The organism is Nocardioides pini (genome assembly GCF_026712185.1).
GTDB lineage: Bacteria > Actinomycetota > Actinomycetes > Propionibacteriales > Nocardioidaceae > Nocardioides > Nocardioides pini.
The window spans coordinates 85,160-103,643 of record NZ_JAPPUX010000002.1 but is presented as its reverse complement, the minus strand read 5'-3'; the positions used below and the strand labels follow the sequence as shown (position 1 = coordinate 103,643).

The 18,484-nt window shown below is 69.0% G+C and carries 20 protein-coding genes; 14 read left to right on the top strand and 6 right to left on the bottom strand.

Going from position 1 to position 18,484, the window contains the following annotated elements; genetic code table 11:
* Positions 1-710: 710 nt before the first annotated feature.
* The 3 genes from NYO98_RS06700 (at position 711) to NYO98_RS06690 (ending at position 4,625) form a co-directional block, all read left to right on the top strand.
* Entirely contained in the window at positions 711-1,421 is a 711-nt protein-coding gene (locus NYO98_RS06700) for a hypothetical protein (RefSeq protein WP_268110781.1), read from the top strand.
* 1,245 nt (positions 1,422-2,666) lie between these two features.
* Positions 2,667-3,257, top strand: coding sequence for a hypothetical protein (locus tag NYO98_RS06695; RefSeq protein WP_268110780.1), 591 nt, complete (start codon positions 2,667-2,669; stop codon positions 3,255-3,257).
* 69 nt (positions 3,258-3,326) lie between these two features.
* On the top strand, positions 3,327-4,625 hold the full coding sequence (locus NYO98_RS06690) for an NAD-binding protein (RefSeq protein WP_268110779.1): 1,299 nt from the start codon (positions 3,327-3,329) through the stop codon (positions 4,623-4,625).
* A gap of 627 nt (positions 4,626-5,252) precedes the next feature.
* On the opposite strand, the gene NYO98_RS06685 is transcribed toward NYO98_RS06690, so the two are convergent.
* From NYO98_RS06685 to NYO98_RS06660, 6 genes are all read right to left on the bottom strand, one after another.
* Positions 5,253-5,762 (bottom strand): hypothetical protein, encoded by a 510-nt coding sequence (locus NYO98_RS06685; protein ID WP_268110778.1) that lies wholly within the window; start codon positions 5,760-5,762, stop codon positions 5,253-5,255.
* A 129-nt stretch (positions 5,763-5,891) separates the two neighbouring features.
* Positions 5,892-7,124, bottom strand: coding sequence for a hypothetical protein (locus tag NYO98_RS06680; protein ID WP_268110777.1), 1,233 nt, complete (start codon positions 7,122-7,124; stop codon positions 5,892-5,894).
* The gene (locus NYO98_RS06675; protein WP_268110776.1) at positions 7,121-7,648 is read right to left on the bottom strand and encodes an AfsR/SARP family transcriptional regulator; all 528 of its coding nucleotides are present in this window, start codon (positions 7,646-7,648) and stop codon (positions 7,121-7,123) included. The genes NYO98_RS06680 and NYO98_RS06675 overlap by 4 nt, the downstream gene beginning before the upstream one ends.
* Complete coding sequence (locus NYO98_RS06670; RefSeq protein ID WP_268110775.1) at positions 7,645-8,370, bottom strand: AfsR/SARP family transcriptional regulator; 726 nt, start codon at positions 8,368-8,370, stop codon at positions 7,645-7,647. Before NYO98_RS06670 ends, NYO98_RS06675 begins: the two co-directional genes overlap by 4 nt.
* Positions 8,371-8,456: 86 nt before the next feature.
* The gene (locus NYO98_RS06665) at positions 8,457-9,017 is read right to left on the bottom strand and encodes a hypothetical protein (protein WP_268110774.1); all 561 of its coding nucleotides are present in this window, start codon (positions 9,015-9,017) and stop codon (positions 8,457-8,459) included.
* Positions 9,018-9,028: 11 nt separating this feature from the next.
* Positions 9,029-9,811 carry a tyrosinase family protein gene (locus tag NYO98_RS06660; RefSeq protein ID WP_268110773.1) on the bottom strand — a complete coding sequence of 261 codons (783 nt, stop codon included), beginning with the start codon at positions 9,809-9,811 and terminating at the stop codon, positions 9,029-9,031.
* A gap of 110 nt (positions 9,812-9,921) precedes the next feature.
* Between NYO98_RS06660 and NYO98_RS06655 the strand changes: the two genes are divergently transcribed.
* The 11 genes from NYO98_RS06655 to NYO98_RS06605 are packed head-to-tail and all read left to right on the top strand — an operon-like array spanning position 9,922 to position 18,480.
* Positions 9,922-10,518, top strand: coding sequence for a DUF4255 domain-containing protein (locus NYO98_RS06655; RefSeq protein WP_268110772.1), 597 nt, complete (start codon positions 9,922-9,924; stop codon positions 10,516-10,518).
* Positions 10,518-11,306 (top strand): hypothetical protein, encoded by a 789-nt coding sequence (locus tag NYO98_RS06650; protein ID WP_268110771.1) that lies wholly within the window; start codon positions 10,518-10,520, stop codon positions 11,304-11,306. Before NYO98_RS06655 ends, NYO98_RS06650 begins: the two co-directional genes overlap by 1 nt.
* Before the next feature lie 59 nt (positions 11,307-11,365).
* The gene (locus NYO98_RS06645; RefSeq protein WP_268110770.1) at positions 11,366-12,982 is read left to right on the top strand and encodes a phage tail sheath family protein; all 1,617 of its coding nucleotides are present in this window, start codon (positions 11,366-11,368) and stop codon (positions 12,980-12,982) included.
* Positions 12,983-13,022: 40 nt separating this feature from the next.
* Positions 13,023-13,460 (top strand): phage tail protein, encoded by a 438-nt coding sequence (locus NYO98_RS06640; protein ID WP_268110768.1) that lies wholly within the window; start codon positions 13,023-13,025, stop codon positions 13,458-13,460.
* Positions 13,457-15,067 carry a phage tail sheath family protein gene (locus NYO98_RS06635; protein WP_268110767.1) on the top strand — a complete coding sequence of 537 codons (1,611 nt, stop codon included), beginning with the start codon at positions 13,457-13,459 and terminating at the stop codon, positions 15,065-15,067. Before NYO98_RS06640 ends, NYO98_RS06635 begins: the two co-directional genes overlap by 4 nt.
* A complete protein-coding gene (locus NYO98_RS06630; RefSeq protein ID WP_268110766.1) occupies positions 15,051-15,491 on the top strand; it encodes a phage tail protein in 441 nt (146 codons plus the stop codon). Before NYO98_RS06635 ends, NYO98_RS06630 begins: the two co-directional genes overlap by 17 nt.
* 1 nt (position 15,492) lies before the next feature.
* Positions 15,493-15,690: a hypothetical protein gene (locus NYO98_RS06625; protein WP_268110765.1), complete on the top strand. Its 198-nt coding sequence runs from the start codon at positions 15,493-15,495 to the stop codon at positions 15,688-15,690.
* A 4-nt stretch (positions 15,691-15,694) separates the two neighbouring features.
* Positions 15,695-16,402, top strand: a complete 708-nt coding sequence (locus NYO98_RS06620) for a CIS tube protein (protein WP_268110764.1) — start codon at positions 15,695-15,697, stop codon at positions 16,400-16,402.
* Entirely contained in the window at positions 16,399-17,508 is a 1,110-nt protein-coding gene (locus tag NYO98_RS06615) for a phage late control D family protein (RefSeq protein WP_268110763.1), read from the top strand. Before NYO98_RS06620 ends, NYO98_RS06615 begins: the two co-directional genes overlap by 4 nt.
* A gap of 1 nt (position 17,509) precedes the next feature.
* Positions 17,510-18,082 (top strand): phage baseplate assembly protein V, encoded by a 573-nt coding sequence (locus tag NYO98_RS06610; protein WP_268110762.1) that lies wholly within the window; start codon positions 17,510-17,512, stop codon positions 18,080-18,082.
* An 11-nt stretch (positions 18,083-18,093) separates the two neighbouring features.
* Entirely contained in the window at positions 18,094-18,480 is a 387-nt protein-coding gene (locus NYO98_RS06605) for a PAAR domain-containing protein (protein ID WP_268110761.1), read from the top strand.
* Positions 18,481-18,484: the final 4 nt, after the last annotated feature.

Sequence of the window (18,484 nt, the reverse complement as noted above, 5' to 3'; positions counted from 1 at the left end):
CTGTGCGGCACGCTCGTCGGCACCTTGGCCGGGTACGTCCGGTGGCGCACCGGGAGCAGGTGCGGCCGACTCGGGGACACCCCATAGACGTCACTCCCCCACCGAGAAGTTGCGTCGACCGGCCGCGACTGTCGTACGTCGTCGACCTACTGAAGCGGAACCAATCTGGGGTCTCGATCGGTCGTCATCAGTGGTCGAAAATGCCCTACGCCCTGCGAAACACCCACGTGGCGTTTCGCAGCAAGCGCCTCGGCCTCGAACTCGGCATCGTCATGCACTGGCGACCCGCTCGGCCACGAGGTCGAGCGCGAGTGCCGGAAAGCCGGTCGATCGCCTCGACGCACCGGCCCGTCGCGGGCATCGAGGTCACCCCCGACGGTGCAGCACTGGTCGTGGCAGCTCGGGGCGAGCGCAGGCTGCACCGGATCCCCCTGCGGACAGGCACGCCGCGGTGAAGCGGAAGTCGGTGCGGGTGTCGTTGCAGCCTGACAACCTGCGCTGGACCGCCGGCGGGTACCTGCTCCTGGAGTTCGCACACCGGCTAGCACGTCGGGCTCACCGATGGTGGAAGGTCGACGTATGAGGTCTGATGTCCTATGACGAAGATTCGGGTCGGTCTCGTGGCAGATCCAGCCGCGCCCACCGCGATCGCACGACGGATGTCCGACCTGAGTCCGCCCCACGGGGGTGGTACGTGGGACATCACCATCGTGAGCGAGCCCTTCACCACCGGGTCCGAGGACGTTGAGAAGGCCGTGGGTCGGCTTCAGGAGCGGGCACACGAGCAGGACTGGGACCTGGTCGTCGGCCTGACCGAACTACCACTCCATGACGACGAGGGCCGACACCTGCTGGTCCAGACGGACCGGGCGCAACGGACCGCGGTGCTTTCGCTGCCCGCTCTGGGCGGGATCCGTGTGCAAGCCCGGTCCCGTCGAGCGCTGCGCTCACTGCTCAGTGCGATGTCGGAGCCCAGCACCCCGGACGGCGAACAACGCGTGGTCCTGCCGCACCAGCGTGGCTGGTGGCGCCTGCTCCTGGGCATGGTGCTCGCAAACCGTCCGTGGCTGCTCGTCCCCGGCCTGAAGTCCGCGCTCGTGGCGGCCCTGGCAACCGGTGCCGTGGCCACCGTCAACTCGACCGTCTGGCTGCTGGCGGACTCGCTGTCGTGGTGGCGCCTCGTGGTGGCCACGATCGCCTCGATCGCCCTTGTCGTGGGCTGGCTCGTGATCGACGGCGAGCTGTGGGACCGACCTGACGACGAGTCCCTCCGGGCTCGAGAGAGGTCCAGGCTCTACAACGCCTCGACCGTGGTGACCCTGACGGCCGGCGTGCTGATCTGCTACGTCGCGCTCTACATCGTGAACCTGGCGTGGGCGTTGTTCGTCCTGGACCCCGATCTCATGGGCGGGTACCTATAAGCAGGGGTCGGATACCCCGACCTGTTGGTCCTGGCCTGGTTCGTTGCCTCGGCGGCCACCGTCGGGGGCGGTCTCGGATCCGGCCTGGAGACCGATGAGGCGATCCGCGCCGCCGCCTACTCCAAGCGCGAGGAGGAACGTCGCGATCGACTCGCGAGCGACCGGCACTCGATGTAGCCAGCCGGACCCGGGCGGTACGTCCGCCGGTCGTCGTACCTACCTGCCGTCTCGCGCGGCCCCCGTGGGCGCGGCAGGACCGCCAGGACCATGCCGATGTAGGTCTGGAACTCGGCCATTCACATGACGAACCGGCCCTGACTCAGCGTTTCCGCTGGTCAGAGCCGGCCTTCTCGGTCGGGCTGACAGGATTTGAACCTGCGACCCCTTGGCCATCGACAGGGGCTCCAATGAGTTGTCCCGATTTGCGCGAACCTGCCCTGACCTGCGGAAACACCGCCCCGGGCTGAGTCAGCCCTTGCCCTGGCATGCCTCAACGGGGGGCCTTCTGACCGAATACTTGGTGAATAGGTGCGGCACGCTCGCGACGCTGGGTGACACCTCAAAAGGCGTCATGCGCCGGCAAAGATGCGGCCCACTCGGGGACACCGATAGACGTCACTCCCCGCCAAGAGTTGCGTCGACCCGCCCAGATAGGCGCGCCAACATCCGGCCCCGCCTCAACCAGTCCTGCGAACGAGGATCCGTGCTGGATCCCTGTCGACGCCTCCTTGCTGGGGGAGGCTGTTGCGGATGCGAATCTCTCACATACGAGTTGACCCGAGACGATTCCGGCAAGGTCACCACGGCCGCCGTCGCGGTGGACGCGCTCAAGCACTCCCGAGCAGGGCGGCGCTGCCGCCGCCCTCGTGCGGGTCATCAACGATCAGCCGCCTTATCGGCAGGATCCAGCAGCCTGAATGGTGCCGCCCTCCAAACGAGGCGACTTGTAGCTACCCTTCACGCAGATCCAGGCCGCGGTCACGACCGCATTCGCCGAAGCGGCCGAGAAATTCATGCCTCGCCCGATGGAATGAGATGCTTTAGCCGCGCATTCTGGCCCTTGCCCTCATCGCCGGAGCGGCAGAGACTAGAGGTCGGCAACCGGCGACGAGACGCCCGCGCAGGGGCGTCCGTTCCCGAACGCCGCGTCTCGAAGCGGCCCCGCTGACTGGTGGTGATTCCATGTTCGGTAGGCCCAAGGAACCCTCTACGACTGGTTGCACACGGGATCAAGGAGTCATGGCGATGGCCGACGCAGATGACCCCGCGTTGTCCTTCGCACTCATAGTGAGAGCGGATCTAAGCAACTGGTACCAATCTGCCGAAGCGAAGGCCCAACTCATCCTAACGGTCAACGGCATTTTCGTCGCGTTTCTCAGCAGCCTCGTCCTCAGAGGAGTCAACACGCTCTACGACTCACTGTCAGAGTTCGCGTTCGAGACTTGGCTGCTTCTCGGAGCTATGGCTGCGTGCCTGGCATCCTCGATCATCTGTGCCGTGCTCGCTCTGGCTAACCGCGGTCTGCGTGCTGATCGCTTAGCTGGACTTTACCGGATGCACGCCGTGGATCCTGATATTCCCGAAACCGTACGCCCAGAGGTGGTGATGCATTTCTACCCGATCTCAGGGCTCAGCAATCGAGCGTTTGTTGACCGCATGGTGAGTGTCGATACCCCGTTCGCAACGCGGGCCATTGTCAACGACTCGCATGTCTTCGCATGCTTCATCCGAGCAAAATATCGCTGGATCAATCGCGGATACATCTTGATGGGCGCCACATTCGTGTTCTTCCTGATGACCTCAGCTGACTACGCCGTGCGAGTTGCAACTGGATAGATCCGAGATCAAGCCGAAGCGATCGCAAGGGGTGAAGGCCCGATGGCGGGAACCAGGTACGACCTACCCGTGACGCGGCACGTCGTCGACGGGAAGTCGAAGGCAGTATTTTCGGGCGTAACGATCCTACATGTGAACCATCTGCTCGAAGATGTGCTGACACTGAACGAGATACTGCGCGAACTGGGTGCGACGATTATCTACGTTCCGGTGATGTACGGCTCGGTTCGAGAACCGCCGAAGGACCTCGCATATCAAGTCATCGCAGAGGCCAGACCACCGGATCGCAACGCATCGATGAGGGATGTTGTGACCGCGCGTTTGGAACTTGCAATCGGCTTGATCGGCAAGGAGTGGTCGTCGACCCTCGTACTTGAGGACGGCGGTAGGCACTACTCCGTGATGCTTGATCGGGTCGGGCGTGGCGCAACCGTTTCGGCGCCGATAGCCGCCGTAGAGCAGACCAGGCGTGGAGCTGGCTTGGCTAGTGCGTTTCTTGCCGACCGCCGTAGCGCGGGGCTTCGCTACCCAATCGTGACCATCGCCCGTTCTATGCTGAAGATCCGGTTCGAGAATGTCTTCGTCGCGACCCGCATCATCGAGGAGCTTTCGCTGGCGTTGGGCGCGCTCGGGGATTTTCTCCCTTACCGGCGTGTAGTTGTTGTCGGATACGGGATCCTCGGACGGGCGATCGCTAAAGGCCTGCGGACTTACCGATGCGACGTCGTGGTGGTCGAGAAGGACCCTCATGTTCGATCGGTAGCCGCGAAGGAAGGCTTCCTCGTGTGCGATGTGGTGCGGGCATCGCATGCGGCCAACACGACGGTAGTCATCGGTGCGACTGGTTCCGATTGCTTCGCCCTTGACGAGCTGAATGCGCTGCGCCGCGGAGGTTGCACGATCGCGTATCTCGTGAGTGCATCGTCGGGCACCGTGGAGTTCGCTCGATTGCAGGAAAGCGCCACCGGGCGTGTCACGTTCCCACGGCCGACCGATGGTGACATCTGGAGACGGCTAGGTATCCGGGATGTGAGCACCGGGTCCAACCTACAAGCGCTCCTCGTGGCTGAGGGTTTCCCGATCAACTTCTTTCGGCCCGACAGTGAGAGTCTTGCGCCGCGCGTCATTGACCCGATCAACGCAGAGATGCTTGTCGCCGCCCAGTGGCTTTTATCGCGACCAACCGGAGTAACCCCGAGGGTCTACAAGTTCGGCTGGGAGAACGATGAACTCCCCATCGGCCCGGATGCGGAGATGGCGATCTTGAGGTCATGGTTACACCTCAATCACATGTCCTCGAGCCCCGATGAACTCAACCGCTACTTCGATCGTCACCCGGCCGAGAATCAACTCTTGCAAGCCCCGTGATTACATATGCGTTCCCTCCATCGTCCGCCCGGACTAATCTCTCGCCATCTGCGCTTACTGAAGCCCGCGGGTTGCATGCAATTGACGCCAATGCTCGGCCAATTCAGTCCCGCGCAACCTCCCGTGGGCATCCACCTCACAGTCGTCGTTCCCGGCATCGCTAGGGCCACGCGAGCCACGAGCTGATGTGGCAAGTGTGAGGCGCCGCTTTGGGGCATCTTGCCCTCCCTGGTCGGGAGCTCGTGATGCTGCACGACCGGGTACCTCGAATGAGCGGTGGCGCCCCGACTGCTACGTGGTCATCGGCGACTGGTACGGCGCCAGCAGCCAAGCTGAGCAAGCACATCGCGCCCTCTCCCGAGGAGATTGGAGAACTCGCGCTCGTGACCGGCGCATGTTGCGAGCCAACTCACCTCAGGCGCTCGCCACCAGCCAATGGGCCGAAGAGCAGGCCGCAGCCGTGATGCGGGCAAGCGAGCATGCGTCAAACCGCCGCGAGCTGGGCTGTTGCATGAATAGATGGTTCAGGGCGGTGCTGCGTGCACCGGGACCCCGCTGAAGTCCGTTGCGCGGAGGCTGACCGGCGGCCGCCGGTCAAGCTCCACTCGCTTCGCTCTGCAGGCCCGGTCAGTCTGGTCCGTTCAGGTGCTTTGCCATCTCCTCGCGGCACACTTCAATGGTCTCTCGATACAACTCGGTGACCGCATAGTTGCTGACATTGAGCGGCTGCCCTGCGTTGCCCCTGTCCGAGATCTCGGAGTAGGCCTCCGCTGCCGCTGCCTCAAGCGCCCCGACGACGGCTGCGAGATCGGGCGCAAGGAGAGCGATCTCGTTCACGAGCGTGCCAGTGGACTCGAGGTTCCTGTCGTAGTCCGCTTCCACAGTGTCACCGCTGGCCATGCACTGCCGATGAAACTCCCAATGCAAGTTCAGCAGCTGAGCAAACAGTGCCCTCTGCACGTCTAAGAATCGACCGTGCCGCTCCCAGGCCAGCCGTCTGTTCGCGGCGCGCTGCCCGAGCGCGGCAGTTACCAGCTGCCCCACGATTGCTCCCCCCGCACCAACTGCGGCCGCCAGCAAGAGCGCTGTTGTCTCATCCATGGTCGGACTCCACTCTCGACACTCGTTCATGTTCATGGAGCTTGGATGCAGGAGTGGACATACGTCGCCGTGATGGCGGTGGTCTCTGACGGGCGGTCGGCGAGCGAGTCGCGCAGGCGGTTGGGTGCGTCGCGGCAGTTGATTAGTGCGTTGGCGCGGCGACTCCTAGTCAGAGGACTCCGCAGCACACGGATCGCGGGGCGGGCAGAGGAGGATCTGCGTCGCGAGCGTCTCGTCGACGACGTTCTCGCGCAGCCAGGTGCAGCGCCGCAGGCGGGACTTCTCCTGGCACTCCTGGTAGGCCTTCTTGCCCTCGAGGAGCGCCAGCCACTGGCGGCCGCGGAGCGAGCACGTCAGGCCGCAGCACAGGCAGTTCTGGAACTCGTTGACATCGGCGAAGCGACCCCAGATGGCGTCCAACACCCAGCGGGCGTGCTTGGCACGGGCATACAGACGGTTCGCGTCCTCGCGGGGGTCGGCCTTGAGGTCCTCGGCCAGCTTGTCGACCAGCCCCGTCACCTTGGTGACCCTGTCGGTGAGGTTGGCAGGCTCCTTGACGAGGACCTCGTCGAAGCACTTCTCGACCTTCACGACCTGCGCCCGCAGGTCCTCGATCTGGCCCACGCTCCACGTCTCGCCCTCGAAGCCGCACCCCTCGTCGATGCAGCAGCCCGCTTCGTCGTCGCAGTCCTCGAGGCAGTCCAGCACCTGGCCGAACGCTTCGTCGATACAGGCGACGTCGTCCTTGTTGAGCAGACACCGGGTGTCGTCGAGCAGGTCGTCGACGCGGCGGTTCAAGTCCTTGACGGCCTGGCTCGCGGCATCGCGGGACTGGGTGTACGCCGAACGCGCCGTCTCGAAGTCCGTACGCCTCTTCGCCAGGGCCTCAGCGACAGCGGCCAGCGCGTCGGACTCGGCCTTTACGCCGGACGCCTCGCACTGGAGGTCGTCGATGCCGCGGGTGTCACAGGTCATCGACGGCGGGCACGGGTGCCCCGTGGGCGGTTGCTCCGGGGGCTCGGGCGTCTCGCCACCACCGCCGTACTGCGGGTCCTCGGGGCCGTAGCCGCCCTCCGGCGTCTCCGGCTCCTCCGGCTCGGGCGTCTCCGGCGCGTAGCCGCCGTTCTCGCCGGGTTCCGGTTCCGACCCGTAACCGGTCGGCGGTGGCGGCTGGTCGGGCTGGTAGGCGGGCTCGGGCGGCTGCTCGGGCTGGTAGCCCGGCTCGGGCGGGGGCGGGTGCTCGCCGTACTCCGGGGCCGGCGAGGGCTCGGGAGTCGGTGGCGCGGGCTGGTACTGCTGAGGACGCGTCCGCAAGGCCTCGCCGAGTCCTCCCACCGGACTGGGGCCGTAGCGCGACGAGCCCTGGGATCCCTGGTCGCCGCCGTGTGACGTGGTCATCGGTCTGTCCTCCCTCGGCCGTCGCTTGTCACGGTCAGCGTGGCGAGGTGGTCGTCACCGTGGCGTCTCTGGCCCGCCCGCTCCAGGGCCAGCAGCCGCAGCTGGCGGTGCAGGAACCGGACCTGGACCACCCATTCGTCGTCCCACTCCGGGAGCACGTCGCCGGCCAGGGACGCAAGACGTTCTGGGGCGACCGGCTCACCCAGCAGGACGGCGCGGATCACCGCGGTGGCCTCGTCGAAGTCGGTCAACACGCCCTCGCACAGCCACAACGTCGACCCGTCGCCGTCGACGAGGCCGGGACTCTCGATCCGCGCGTGCCACAGCGTGGAGCGCAGGTTGGCGCTGGCGCGCCGGTCCGAGCTGTCCGGCCACAGGCTGCCCGCGACGAACGCCCGCTGCTGCACCCGACCTCGGACGGCGAGGAACGCCAGCAGCCGCTGCACCGCCGATCGGACTGCTCTCGACTCGCCGTCGGGACCCACCAGCTGCCAGTCGCCGAGGACGCGGATCGGGACACTCACGCGACGTCCACCCCGACCGTCGCCGGGACCACGCCCATGAGGGCCGCGGTCTCCGCCGACGGCCCGACCCCCAGCTCGAGGGCCAGGATCTGGCTGAGCTCGCGGTAGAGACCCACGGCTTCTCGGTGGTGGCCGACGTCGAGATGCGCGCGCAGCAGGGCGCGATGGGCGCTCTCCCGCAACGGCTGCGCCGCGACCGCGAGGGTGGCGAACATCAGTGCATCACCGCAGCGTCCCATCCGACCGCTCGCGGCGGCGAGGTCCTCGAGGAGCCCGGCGCGGCGCACCTGGATCGCCTCGCGGGCCTCGAGCACCCAGTCGTCGTACCAGCCGGCCAGGAGCTCGTCGCTCCATCCCCAGGTCAGCACGTCCGTCAGGTCCGGCGACGCCGCCGCTCCCAGCAACGGTCCGGCGTCGCACACCACGTCGTCGGCCAGGCGGAGCGTCGTACCGGATTCGGCCACGGCGGTCCGGGCACAGGCCGGCAGACGCCAGAGGGCCGAGCGGAGGTTGCCGAGCGCGCGTTCGTGGGACGCATCGCGCCACAGCACGGCGGCTAGGGCGGGACGCGCCACCGCGCCGGGGCGGAGGGCGAGGTAGGCCAGGATCCGCGCCGGGACGGGAGCGAGGTCGACGCGCACCCCGTCGACGTGGAGGCCGAAGCATCCGATGACGCGCAGCTCGATGGCCATGACCCCTCCGTGGCTCGGTGAGGTCGGCATCGTCGGACTCCACCCGTGATGCGGACGTCACGACGGCGTCGCAATGCGGTGTGGACGCGATGCCGTGGCCGGCTGTCTCGGTCGGCTCAGGTCACCGGCTCGTCGGCCGGCGTGTAGTAGGTCCGCAGGTCGACGGTCTCGTAGCGGAACAGCTCCGGAGCCGGTCGTCCGGCCGAGCGCAGCGGAGGCAGCGAGACCGGCACCATCGCGAGCGTCGCCAGCTCCTCCCCCACAGCCAGCAGACGCCGCAGCGCCGAGGTGACGGTCACGTACGTCCACAGGGGGGTGAGGGGATGCGGCGGGCGCAGGTCCGTCGGGTCGTGGCTCGGCGGTGGCACGTCGCAGTGACCCACGTCGCCGAAGCAGCCACCGTGGCCGAAGACGTGGAAGCGGCCCGCGTAGCCCGAGGACGGGTCGCGCGGGGTGCTGCTGTCGGCACCGGGGTTGTTGAGGAACAGCCGCACCTCGTAGGAGCACCCTGAGTGGTCGACCCCGGTCAGGACGACGTCGGCCCGGGTGAACTCCTCACCCTGCTCGGCGAACGCGTGGCGCACGGGCACGACGAGCGGGCCGCCGGGCTGGTGCGCGTGGTGACCGTCGTGGTGCTCGGGGTGGTGCTCGGGGTGGTGGCTGGGGTCGTGGTCCATGACGGTCCTCCTCACTGCACGACCGTGACGGCGTAGTCGTAGCCCAGGCGTGAGATGTCGAGGGTCTCTCGCACCGTCATCGGGAACGGTGGCAGCGCCTGGTCCAGCAGGTGCGCGGGTGGCAGCCCCTGGGTGCGCAGCTGCCACAGGTACCACAGCCGGTCGATCATCGCGTGGTGCGCCCAGAACAGCGGGTCGTACGCGGCGACGGAGATCAGGGTCATCGCGCCGCCCACCCAGGTGTGCACGCTCGCGTGGATCCCCTCGACCAGCACCGAGAAGTCGGCGAAGGACCGGCTCGCCAACGCGCGGCGCAGGGTCTGGGCGCGCGGCAGCTCGTCGGGGACGCCGGGGTCGCGCAGCGTCCACGGCAACGCCCCGCCGCTGATGGCCCCCCGGTTGACGGGGTCGCGCCGGAAGCGCTCCAGGTCTGCGACCGACAGCGGCACCGGTCCCGTCGCCAGGGGGTTCGTGTTGACGCGCGCCGCCGTGCGCCGGTAAGCGGAGGGCAGCCCCTCGCTGTGGGAGGTGGTCGACGTCCAGTCCCACCACGGCAGGTCGGCGCCCGGCTCGAGGTCCTTGAGGGCTCGTTCGAAGAAGTAGAGGTAGGCCCGGTGCCACGGCAGGAACAGCAGCGTGTGGTGCGGGCACCACGCCGGCAGCGGCAGGCCGTGGAGACCGGCGTGGTGGCCGTAGCCGCGCTCGTCGCGGATCCCATATGCCCGCGCGTAGGCGCGGCGCAGCGCTGCCGCACCCTCCGGGGGAAGTGCCGTGGCGTCCAGCCGTGTTCCCATCCGCCCAGCATCCGGGCGCCGGCGTCGCGCGGGCGTGATCGACCGTGGCTCGCACCACGGCAACGGGCATGTGACGAGCACGTGACGGCACCGGCGGGACAGTCAGCGCCATGAGCAGCTTCCGGGTTCTCGCCGTCGCGAGCGAAGGCCTGCGCCGCCTGCTGTGGAACTCGATCAGCGCCGACCCGGTGACGCAGCCGCTCGTGGGCACCGAGGACGCCATCGTGTTCCTCAATCCGACGGCGACGGCGCAGGACTCTGCCCGCCGCCTGTCCCTGTGGCTGTACCACGTGAGCGAGGACGAACACGTCAAGAACATCCCGGCAGTGCGGCTCGACGACGCCCGGACGCGGATGACGCCGCTCGCCCTCGACCTCTTCTACCTCCTCACCCCGTTCGCCGCATCCGGCGAGGCCGACCACCTGCTGCTGGGCAAGGCGATGCAGACCTTCCACGACACCGCCACCGCCCGCGTGGTGGACGCAACGTCCATGGACGTCAACGAGGAGCTACGCATCACCCTCTACCGCAGGTCGCTCGACGAGATCTCCCAGGTCTGGCAAGCCCTGCGCGAGCCCTATCGGCTCAGCGTCTGCTACCAGGTCAAGGTCACCCACCTCGACTCGGTGCGTGAGGACCCGGCCGCCCGGGTCGTCGATGTGAGCGGCTCCTGGACCCCCGAGCCGGCGCTGGTGGGAGCACCGTAATGGCCAGGCCCGGCGAGACCAGCAAACACCGCCCCGCCGGCATCTTCGACGTGCGCGACCGCTACCGGGAGCAGCAGGTCGCTGACGGGCTGGCCGCGACCGTGCCCGGCCCGGTCCGGTTCGCGGTACGGGCGGTGGTGACGCCGGCCGGGCGGGTCGAGCCGCGCGACTGGTTGCTGGACACCCGGCGCACGCTGTCGGGACTGTCGGTATTCCGCGACCGCGTGGTGGAAGGCACCCGGACCCGTGTCGTCCGCACCCTGCCCCCGTCGACCACCAGCGTGGAACTGCGGGTGTCCTCACCCCGTTTCCAGGCGCGGGAGCTGACGTTCACCCCCGGCACCCAGCAGTACACGCAGGTGGACCTGTTCCCGGGGATCGACTACCCGTTCGCCGGGCTGTCCACCCGGCCGGACGAGCCCGGTCCGACGCTGCTCCGCGGCTCGGTCCTCGACGAGGCGGCGCGCGGTGTCCCGGACTCCGAGGTCGCCGTGGCACAGGGGCTCTACGGCTACCGAACCGTGGCGGACGGTGCCTTCGTCGTGGTGCTCCCCGACGCCCTCCCCTGGGTGTCCGTCGTGGTGGATCAAGTCCCCCGCGACGTGCTGGACGTCGAGGTGCGCATCACGCTCACGGCAGGCCCCACGTGGCAGACCGCCACGCTGCTGGCCGACGCGGGGGGCGCGCCCAGCCCCTGGACCCAGAACGGCCTCGTCCTGACCACGACCGTGCAGGCTCTGCGGGGCGACACCGCCAGCGTTCCCGCCCTCCGGCTCCGGCTCACCTGAGAAGCAGCTCCGCATGTCCACGAAGTCACCGCACCAGCCCGATCCACACAGGAGTCACCATGCCTGAATACCTCGCTCCCGGCGTCTACACCGAGGAGATCAGCACCGGGCCCGTCCCGATCGAGGGAGTGAGCACCAGCACAGCCGGCTTCGTCGGGCTCACGGAGCGCGGCCCGACCACGGTCCGCCTGGTCACCAGCCTCCGTGACTTCCAGCGCTGGTACGGCGACCCCGTCGAGCCGGCCACGTCCTACCTGCCCTTCGCGGTGAAGGGCTTCTTCGACAACGGCGGCCAGCGGCTGTTCGTGGCGCGGGTGACCCGGCCCAACGCCGCGGCCTCGAGCCTGACCCTCACGACCGACGGCGCCGACCTCGTCGTGGAGGCGATCGGCCCGGGCAACGTCGACGACCGTCTGTTCGTCCGGGTCGTCCCTGCGACCCGCACGCTCTCCGCCGACCAGCTGCCGGCCGGGGCGCCGCCCACGCCTGACCCGACACGTTTCCGTCTCCAGGTGGCCTACTACGCGACGCCACCGCCGCTGCCCCTCGTCGACCCCTTCGACCGACGAGAGCTTCGTAACCCCCTCCGTCGCGAGCCGGACGCATCGGAAGACTGGGACAACCTGACCAAGGACCCGCTCTCGGGCGACTACGTCGTCACTGCACTGCAGGCCTCCCAGCTCGTCACGACCGCGCCGGGCACGCCCGGCCAGCCGGGTGAGGTCGCGTGGACGGCGCTGGCCGGCGGACTGGACGGTGACGCCATGACAGCGGCCGCCCTGGTCGGCAGCGAGCTGCCGCCCACCGGCCTCACGGCTCTGCGCCAGATCGACGAGATCTCCCTGCTGTGCGCGCCCGACGAGGTCAATGCCGAGCTCCTCCCCAACCAGGCCGACCGGGACGAGATCCGGACGCAGCTCGTGCAGCAGTGCGAGGAGCTCAAGGACCGTTTCGCCGTGCTCCAGGTCGACAGGGGCCAGGAACGCGTCGACACCATCCTGCCCCCCGTCACGTCGTCGTACGCCGCGATCTACTACCCGTGGCTGCGGGTCCTCGACTCCCGGACCAGCGACACCCGCCTGGTGCCGCCCGGCGGGCACATGGTCGGGATCTACGCGAAGACCGACATCGAGCGTGGCGTGCACAAGGCGCCCGCCAACGTCGAGGTCAGGGGCATCATGGCGCGCGACCTTCCCGGCAACCGCAAGCCGCTGGAGTACCTCGTCAACAAGAGGCAGCACGACATCCTCAACCCCCGGGGCATCAACGTCGTGCGGGACTTCCGCGCCGATCGGCGGGGCATCCGGGTCTGGGGGGCGCGCACGCTCACGGCCGACGCCCAGTGGAAGTACGTCAACGTACGGCGGCTGTTCATCTTCGTCGAGGAGTCGATCGACGAGGGCGTGCAGTGGGTGGTCTTCGAGCCCAACAGCGAGCCCACCTGGGACCGTGTCCGGCGCAGCATCTCCAACTTCCTCGACAGCGTGTGGCGCAGCGGGGCGCTCATGGGTTCGCTCCCCGAGGAGGCGTTCTACGTGCGCTGCGACCGCTCGACCATGACGCAGCAGGAGATCGACACCGGTCAGCTCGTCTGCTACATCGGCATGGCTCCCGTGAAGCCCGCCGAGTTCGTGGTCCTGCGCTACAGCCAGAAGACCGCCGACGCCGAGTCCTGACCCGGTCCCGAGACGCGCGGCACCAACGAGAGGAGACATCATGACTGCCACCGGGGCACGGAACGACCCATACTCAGCGTTCAACTTCATCGTCGAGATCGACGGCGTGATCGTCGGCGGCTTCGCCGAGTGCGGCGGGCTCGGCACCGAGACCGACATCGTGGAGTACCGCAACGGCGACGAGGACATCACCGTCCGCAAGCTTCCCGGCAAGGCCAAGTACCCGCAGATCAGCCTCAAGCGCGGTTTCACCGACTCCCGCGAGCTCTGGGAGTGGCGCAAGCTGGTGATCACCGGTCGCACCCAGCGCAAGTCCGGCACGATCCAACTGCTCGACGAGGCCCGTCAGCCGGCGTTGAAGTGGAACTTCCGGGAGGGCTGGCCCTCCAAGTGGGAAGGCCCCGCGTTCAACGCCAAGAACAACGACGTGGCGATCGAGACTCTCGAGATCGCCCACGAAGGCCTCGTCCAAGCATGATCCCGACCGCCGCCCCGACGACGACCCCGCTCACGCGAGGCCGGATGACCGGGCGCGCCCCGGCGGGCGGCGTACGTCGAGCGCCGGGAGTCTCGGTCGAGTGGGTCGGCCCGCTGTTCCGCGGCATCGGCTCCCTGCGCAGCGACGTGGCGGGCTTCGTCGGCCTCGCCACGCGCGGACCCACCGATCACCCCAAGCGGCTGGAGAACGTGAGCGAGTTCGACGCGGTGTACGGACCGGCGGTCGACGGGATGCTGCTCGCACCAGCCGTGCACGGCTTCTTCGCCAACGGGGGCACGACCTGCTGGGTAGCGCGGGCCGTGGACCGGGCCACCGCTGCCTGCTCCTCGGGGACGCTCGCCCCTGGCCTGGTTTTCCGCGCCCGCACCGAGGGCACCTGGGCCGACCGCATGGCGGTGGACGTGCAGCCGGCCGGCGGCGGCCGCGTCACCGTCACCGTGACGGCCCCGGACGGCCGCCGGGAGCTGTGGCGCAACCTCGACCGGGACGGTCTGACCAGCACCTTCGGCGACGAGAGCACGTCCGCTGCCAGCGCCTCCGGGCTCGTGTCCCTGGAGTTCGCACCGGACACGGCGCTGCCGACGAAGCGGGCATCGGTGACCTTAAGCGGCGGTGAGGACGGGCTCGCGGGGCTGCTGCCCCGCCACCTCTCCGGCAACGGGACCGAGGACGCACCGGTGCGGTTCGGTGCCGCGCTGCTCGCCGACATCGACGAGATCAGCCAGATGGTGGTGCCCGACCTCGTGCTGCGCGAGCCGGACAACCCGCTCGGACTCCGCTCGCACGGACCCACGGCGGTGGCCCTCGCGCAGGAGGAGCTGGTCGCGTCCTGCGAGCTGCGGCGCCGTACTGCCCTCCTGCACCCCCCCGACCCCGATGCCCGCGCCGACGAGGTGGTGGCCTGGAGCCGGCAGGGGCTCGCATCGGCGTACGCCGCGATGCACTGGCCCTGGCTGCGCATCCAGGACCCCGCGCACCCGGACCGGCTGCTCCCCTGCCCGCCGAGTGGCCACGTCGCCGGCATCGTGGCCCGCGCAGACCTCGCGGCCGGCCCGCACAAGCCGCCCGCCAACGAGCCCGTCGCCGGCGCTGTCGGGCTGTGTCGTCCCGTCGACGACGAGGACCACGGACGCGCCAACGACGGCGGGGTCGACGTGATCCGCGCGGTGCCCGGGCGTGGCATCCGCGTGATGGGCGCCCGCACCACGAGCCAGGACCCGCTCTGGCGCTACCTGAACGTCCGGCGGCTCGTCACGCATGTCGAGCGCAGCCTCGCGGCGTACGCCGGCTGGCTGGTCTTCGAGCCCGACGACCGGGCCCTCCGCGACGACGTGGAACGCGTCGTCCGCCGTTTCCTCGACGACCTGTGGCGCGCGGGCGGGCTGGAGGGGCGCACGGCCGACGACGCCTACTCAGTGCGGGTCGAGGACGCGGCCGCGTCGGACGCGCGCGGTGGTGGCTCTCTCGTCGTTGAGATCGGGCTCCAGCCGCCGACACCGGCGGAGTTCGTGGTAGTACGCATCGACGTCCCGGACGTCACCCAGCGTTCCGGCGAAGGGGGTGGCCGCCGTGGCGACGACCGGTAGCCGCGTCGATCCGTTCATGGCGTTCCGCTTCCAGGTGCGCCTCGACGACCTGCCGGTCGGCGGCTTCTCCGACTGCGGCGGGCTGACCGTGGAGACGGAGTTCCTCGACTACCCCGAGGGCGGCGTGAACGACCACCTCCAGCGCTTCCCGGGCCGCTCGCGCCAGCAGAACCTGGTGCTCAAGCGTGGGATCGCCGACCGCGACCTGTGGGACTGGCACGACGACCTGGTCCACGGCGTCGTGCGGTTCCGCAGCGGCACGGTGCTGGTCCACGACCCGTCCGGCACACGCACCGAGATGCAGTTCGAGTTCCGCCGCGCCCTGCCGGTCAAGTGGACCGGGCCCGACCTCTCCGCCGGCAACGGGGCCGTCGCCGTGGAGTCGGTCGAGCTCGCCCACCACGGCCTCGAGAGGAGGACCTGAGATGCCGCTCCACATCGGGTCCGTCACGGCCGACGTCACCGTCGTCGACGGCGAGGTGCCGCTCAACGACCGCCAGCTCGCCCAGGTCGCCAACGCCGTCCTGCGGTTGTTGGCCGCGAAGGAGCGCGACGACAGGCGCCAGCACGAGGCCACCTGTATCGCGCGCAGCGCACAGCCCTCCTCGCCGGTGAAGGGGTGACGTCATGGCCCTCGAGCACGCCCTCGTCGAGATCCTCGACGCCGACGCCATCGACGGCGAGCGCGGTCTGCCCCGCTACCTGCCGGTCCTCTTCAACCCGACGGAGTACACCCTCACCAAGGGCGCCCAGATCGCCGAGATCGCGATCCCGGGCCTTGACTCCCCCGTCCTCCAGTTCGTCCGTGGACAGACCCAGACGCTCAAGCTGGAGCTCTTCTTCGACACCACCGAGACCGGGATGGACGAGGGCGCCGCCGACGTCCGCACCCTGACCAACCCCTTCTTCGAGCTCGTGCGCCTACAGCCCAAGACGCACGCGCCGCCCCGGATCCGGGTCACCTGGGGCGAGGGCCTCTCGTTCAAGGCGATCGTCGAGTCGGTCGACCAGAAGTTCACCCTCTTCACGCCCGCCGGCATCCCCCTGCGGGCGACCTTGAGCGTGGCCCTGCGGGAGTACCGCACGCTGGAGGAGCAGCTCGCCGAGCTCAACCTCCAATCGGCCGACCACACCCGCACGCGGGTCGTCGTGGAGGGCGACACCTTCGCCTCCATCGCGCGCGACGAGTACGGCGACCCGACCGCGTGGCGGCTCTTGGCGGACGCCAACCGCGACGTCGACGACCCGACCGCTCCCCCGGTGGGACGACGGCTCGTCGTGCCCCGTGTAGAGGACCGCGCCACCGAACGCCCGACCGAGCGGGTGGCGCGATGACCCTCGTCCAGTCCGTCGCCGCCGCCGGTGACTTCTACGTCCCCGCCTTTGAGCTGCGCCTGCGGGGTCGCCCCGTCGCCACGGACGTCGTGCGCGACGTCATCTCGGTGGCGTTCAAGGACAACGTCGCCGAGATCGACAGCTTCGAGGTGGTCATCAACAACTGGGACGCCGACCTGCGCCGCTTCAAGTACTCCGACGACACCCTCTTCGACCCGGGTGCGGAGATCGAGCTCTCGATGGGCTACCGCGGAAGGTCGGGCCTGGAGCAGGTGATCACCGGGGAGATCACCTCGCTCAAGCCGGCGTTCCCCTCGGGCGGGCAGCCGACCCTCGCCGTGAGCGGGCTCAACCTGCTCCACCGCTTCCGCGGGAAGCAGGAGTCGCACACCTACACCGACAAGACGGACTCCGAGATCGCCAAGGCAGTCGGCAGCCGCCTGCAGGTCGACGTGCGCACCGACCCGGTGAACGAGCCGCGGCACGCCTACCTGGTGCAGGACAACCTGTACGACCTGGTGTTCCTGATGGAGCGGGCCCGCGCCAACGGCTACGACCTCGTGGTGGAGGAGCCGCCCGGCTCACCGCGCCGGCTGTACTTCGGCCCGTCGACGCAGATCCGCCGGGCGAGCTACCGGCTCGTGTACGGCGGATCGCTCATCGAGTTCCAGCCGAACCTCACCACGGCCAACCAGGTCGGCGAGGTGGTCGTGCGGGGCTGGGACCCGATCAAGAAGGAGAAGATCGAGTACCGCGCGACGCTCGCCGAGCTGGCCACCCAAGGCCTGGGGTCCGGTGTTGCCCCGGGCGTGCAGAAGTCCTTCGAGGACCGCAAGGAGATCGTGGCCACCAAGGTCGTGGAGAGCCCGGCCGAGGCGCGGCGGCTCGCGATCGAGACGCTCCAGCAGATCGCGAAGGGCCTGGTCACCGCCACCGGCTCGACGGTGGGCCTTCCGCTCCTCCGCGCCGGCAGCGTCATCGACGTGGGTGGCCTGGGCGAACGCTTCTCCGGTCGCTACTTCGTCACCGACACCACCCACTCGATCGGCGACGCCGGCTACACCACCCAGTTCGGCTGCCGGCGTGAAGAGGTCAAGGGGAGCTGAGATGACGCACAGCACGCTGGTCGCCGCCGTCGTCGACGACCTCGACGACCCGGAGGGCCTGGGCCGCGTCCGCGTCCGCTTCCCGCACCTCGACCAGGAGATGTCGAACTGGGCGCGCCTCGTCTCCCCCGGTGCGGGTCGCGACCGCGGCAACTTCTTCCGACCCGAGCGCGGGGACGAGGTGGTGGTCGGCTTCGAGCACGACGACCCTCGCCGGCCCTACGTCTTCGGCGGGTTGTGGAGCGTGCCCGACCCGCCTCCCCCCGACAAGAAGGCCGTGGACAACGACCTGCGACAGATCGTGTCCCGCAGCGGGCACGTCGTCCGCTTCGACGACGGCAAGGGCGCCGAGAAGATCGAGATCATCACGTCGAGCGGTGACCAGCGGGTCGTCCTCGACGTCGCCAACCAGCGGATCGAGGTGACCGCCTCCCGGGGTGACGTCGCCGTCGCGGCGTCGGGCAACGTCACGGTGAAGGCGTCCGGCGACCTCACCCTGAGCGCCGGCGGCAACCTCGAGGTCAAGGCGAGCGGCAAGCTCACGCTCTCCGGCTCGACCGTGGACATCAACTAGGGGTGATGGACATGGGTGCGCCGGCAGCGAAGCAGGGTGACCGCGTCACCGCGTTGGACCTCCACTTGGTCCAACCGCCGGGCACGGCGCCGCCCGTCACGCTGCCGCACCCCTTCAGCGGGCTCCTCACCCAGCAGCTGAGCACCGACGTGCGGATCATGGGCATGGCCGCGGCGACCATGGGGTCGGTGGCGATCAACACCCCACCCCACATCCCGCAGGGCGGCACCTTCGTCAACCCGCCCAGCAACCGCGGCACCGTGCGCGCCGGGAGCAGCACCGTCAGGATCAATGGCAAGGCCGCGGCCCGCGCCGGCGACAGGGCGGAGACCTGCGCCGAGCCGACCAACCCGGGTGCCCAGGTCGTCGCCACCGGCACGGTCAGGATCGGCGGGTGACGCG

What these genes read in the sequence shown, in the direction of transcription:
- NYO98_RS06685 (WP_268110778.1), bottom strand. Translation starts at nt 5,762, where the DNA reads ATGAACATGAACGAGTGTCGAGAGTGGAGTCCGACCATGGATGAGACA.
- NYO98_RS06620 (WP_268110764.1), top strand. Translation starts at nt 15,695, where the DNA reads ATGGCCCTCGAGCACGCCCTCGTCGAGATCCTCGACGCCGACGCCATC.
- NYO98_RS06655 (WP_268110772.1), top strand. Translation starts at nt 9,922, where the DNA reads ATGAGCAGCTTCCGGGTTCTCGCCGTCGCGAGCGAAGGCCTGCGCCGC.
- NYO98_RS06660 (WP_268110773.1), bottom strand. Translation starts at nt 9,811, where the DNA reads ATGGGAACACGGCTGGACGCCACGGCACTTCCCCCGGAGGGTGCGGCA.
- NYO98_RS06695 (WP_268110780.1), top strand. Translation starts at nt 2,667, where the DNA reads ATGGCCGACGCAGATGACCCCGCGTTGTCCTTCGCACTCATAGTGAGA.
- NYO98_RS06625 (WP_268110765.1), top strand. Translation starts at nt 15,493, where the DNA reads ATGCCGCTCCACATCGGGTCCGTCACGGCCGACGTCACCGTCGTCGAC.
- NYO98_RS06615 (WP_268110763.1), top strand. Translation starts at nt 16,399, where the DNA reads ATGACCCTCGTCCAGTCCGTCGCCGCCGCCGGTGACTTCTACGTCCCC.
- NYO98_RS06650 (WP_268110771.1), top strand. Translation starts at nt 10,518, where the DNA reads ATGGCCAGGCCCGGCGAGACCAGCAAACACCGCCCCGCCGGCATCTTC.
- NYO98_RS06665 (WP_268110774.1), bottom strand. Translation starts at nt 9,017, where the DNA reads ATGGACCACGACCCCAGCCACCACCCCGAGCACCACCCCGAGCACCAC.
- NYO98_RS06610 (WP_268110762.1), top strand. Translation starts at nt 17,510, where the DNA reads ATGACGCACAGCACGCTGGTCGCCGCCGTCGTCGACGACCTCGACGAC.
- NYO98_RS06645 (WP_268110770.1), top strand. Translation starts at nt 11,366, where the DNA reads ATGCCTGAATACCTCGCTCCCGGCGTCTACACCGAGGAGATCAGCACC.
- NYO98_RS06640 (WP_268110768.1), top strand. Translation starts at nt 13,023, where the DNA reads ATGACTGCCACCGGGGCACGGAACGACCCATACTCAGCGTTCAACTTC.
- NYO98_RS06635 (WP_268110767.1), top strand. Translation starts at nt 13,457, where the DNA reads ATGATCCCGACCGCCGCCCCGACGACGACCCCGCTCACGCGAGGCCGG.
- NYO98_RS06670 (WP_268110775.1), bottom strand. Translation starts at nt 8,370, where the DNA reads ATGCCGACCTCACCGAGCCACGGAGGGGTCATGGCCATCGAGCTGCGC.
- NYO98_RS06680 (WP_268110777.1), bottom strand. Translation starts at nt 7,124, where the DNA reads ATGACCACGTCACACGGCGGCGACCAGGGATCCCAGGGCTCGTCGCGC.
- NYO98_RS06605 (WP_268110761.1), top strand. Translation starts at nt 18,094, where the DNA reads ATGGGTGCGCCGGCAGCGAAGCAGGGTGACCGCGTCACCGCGTTGGAC.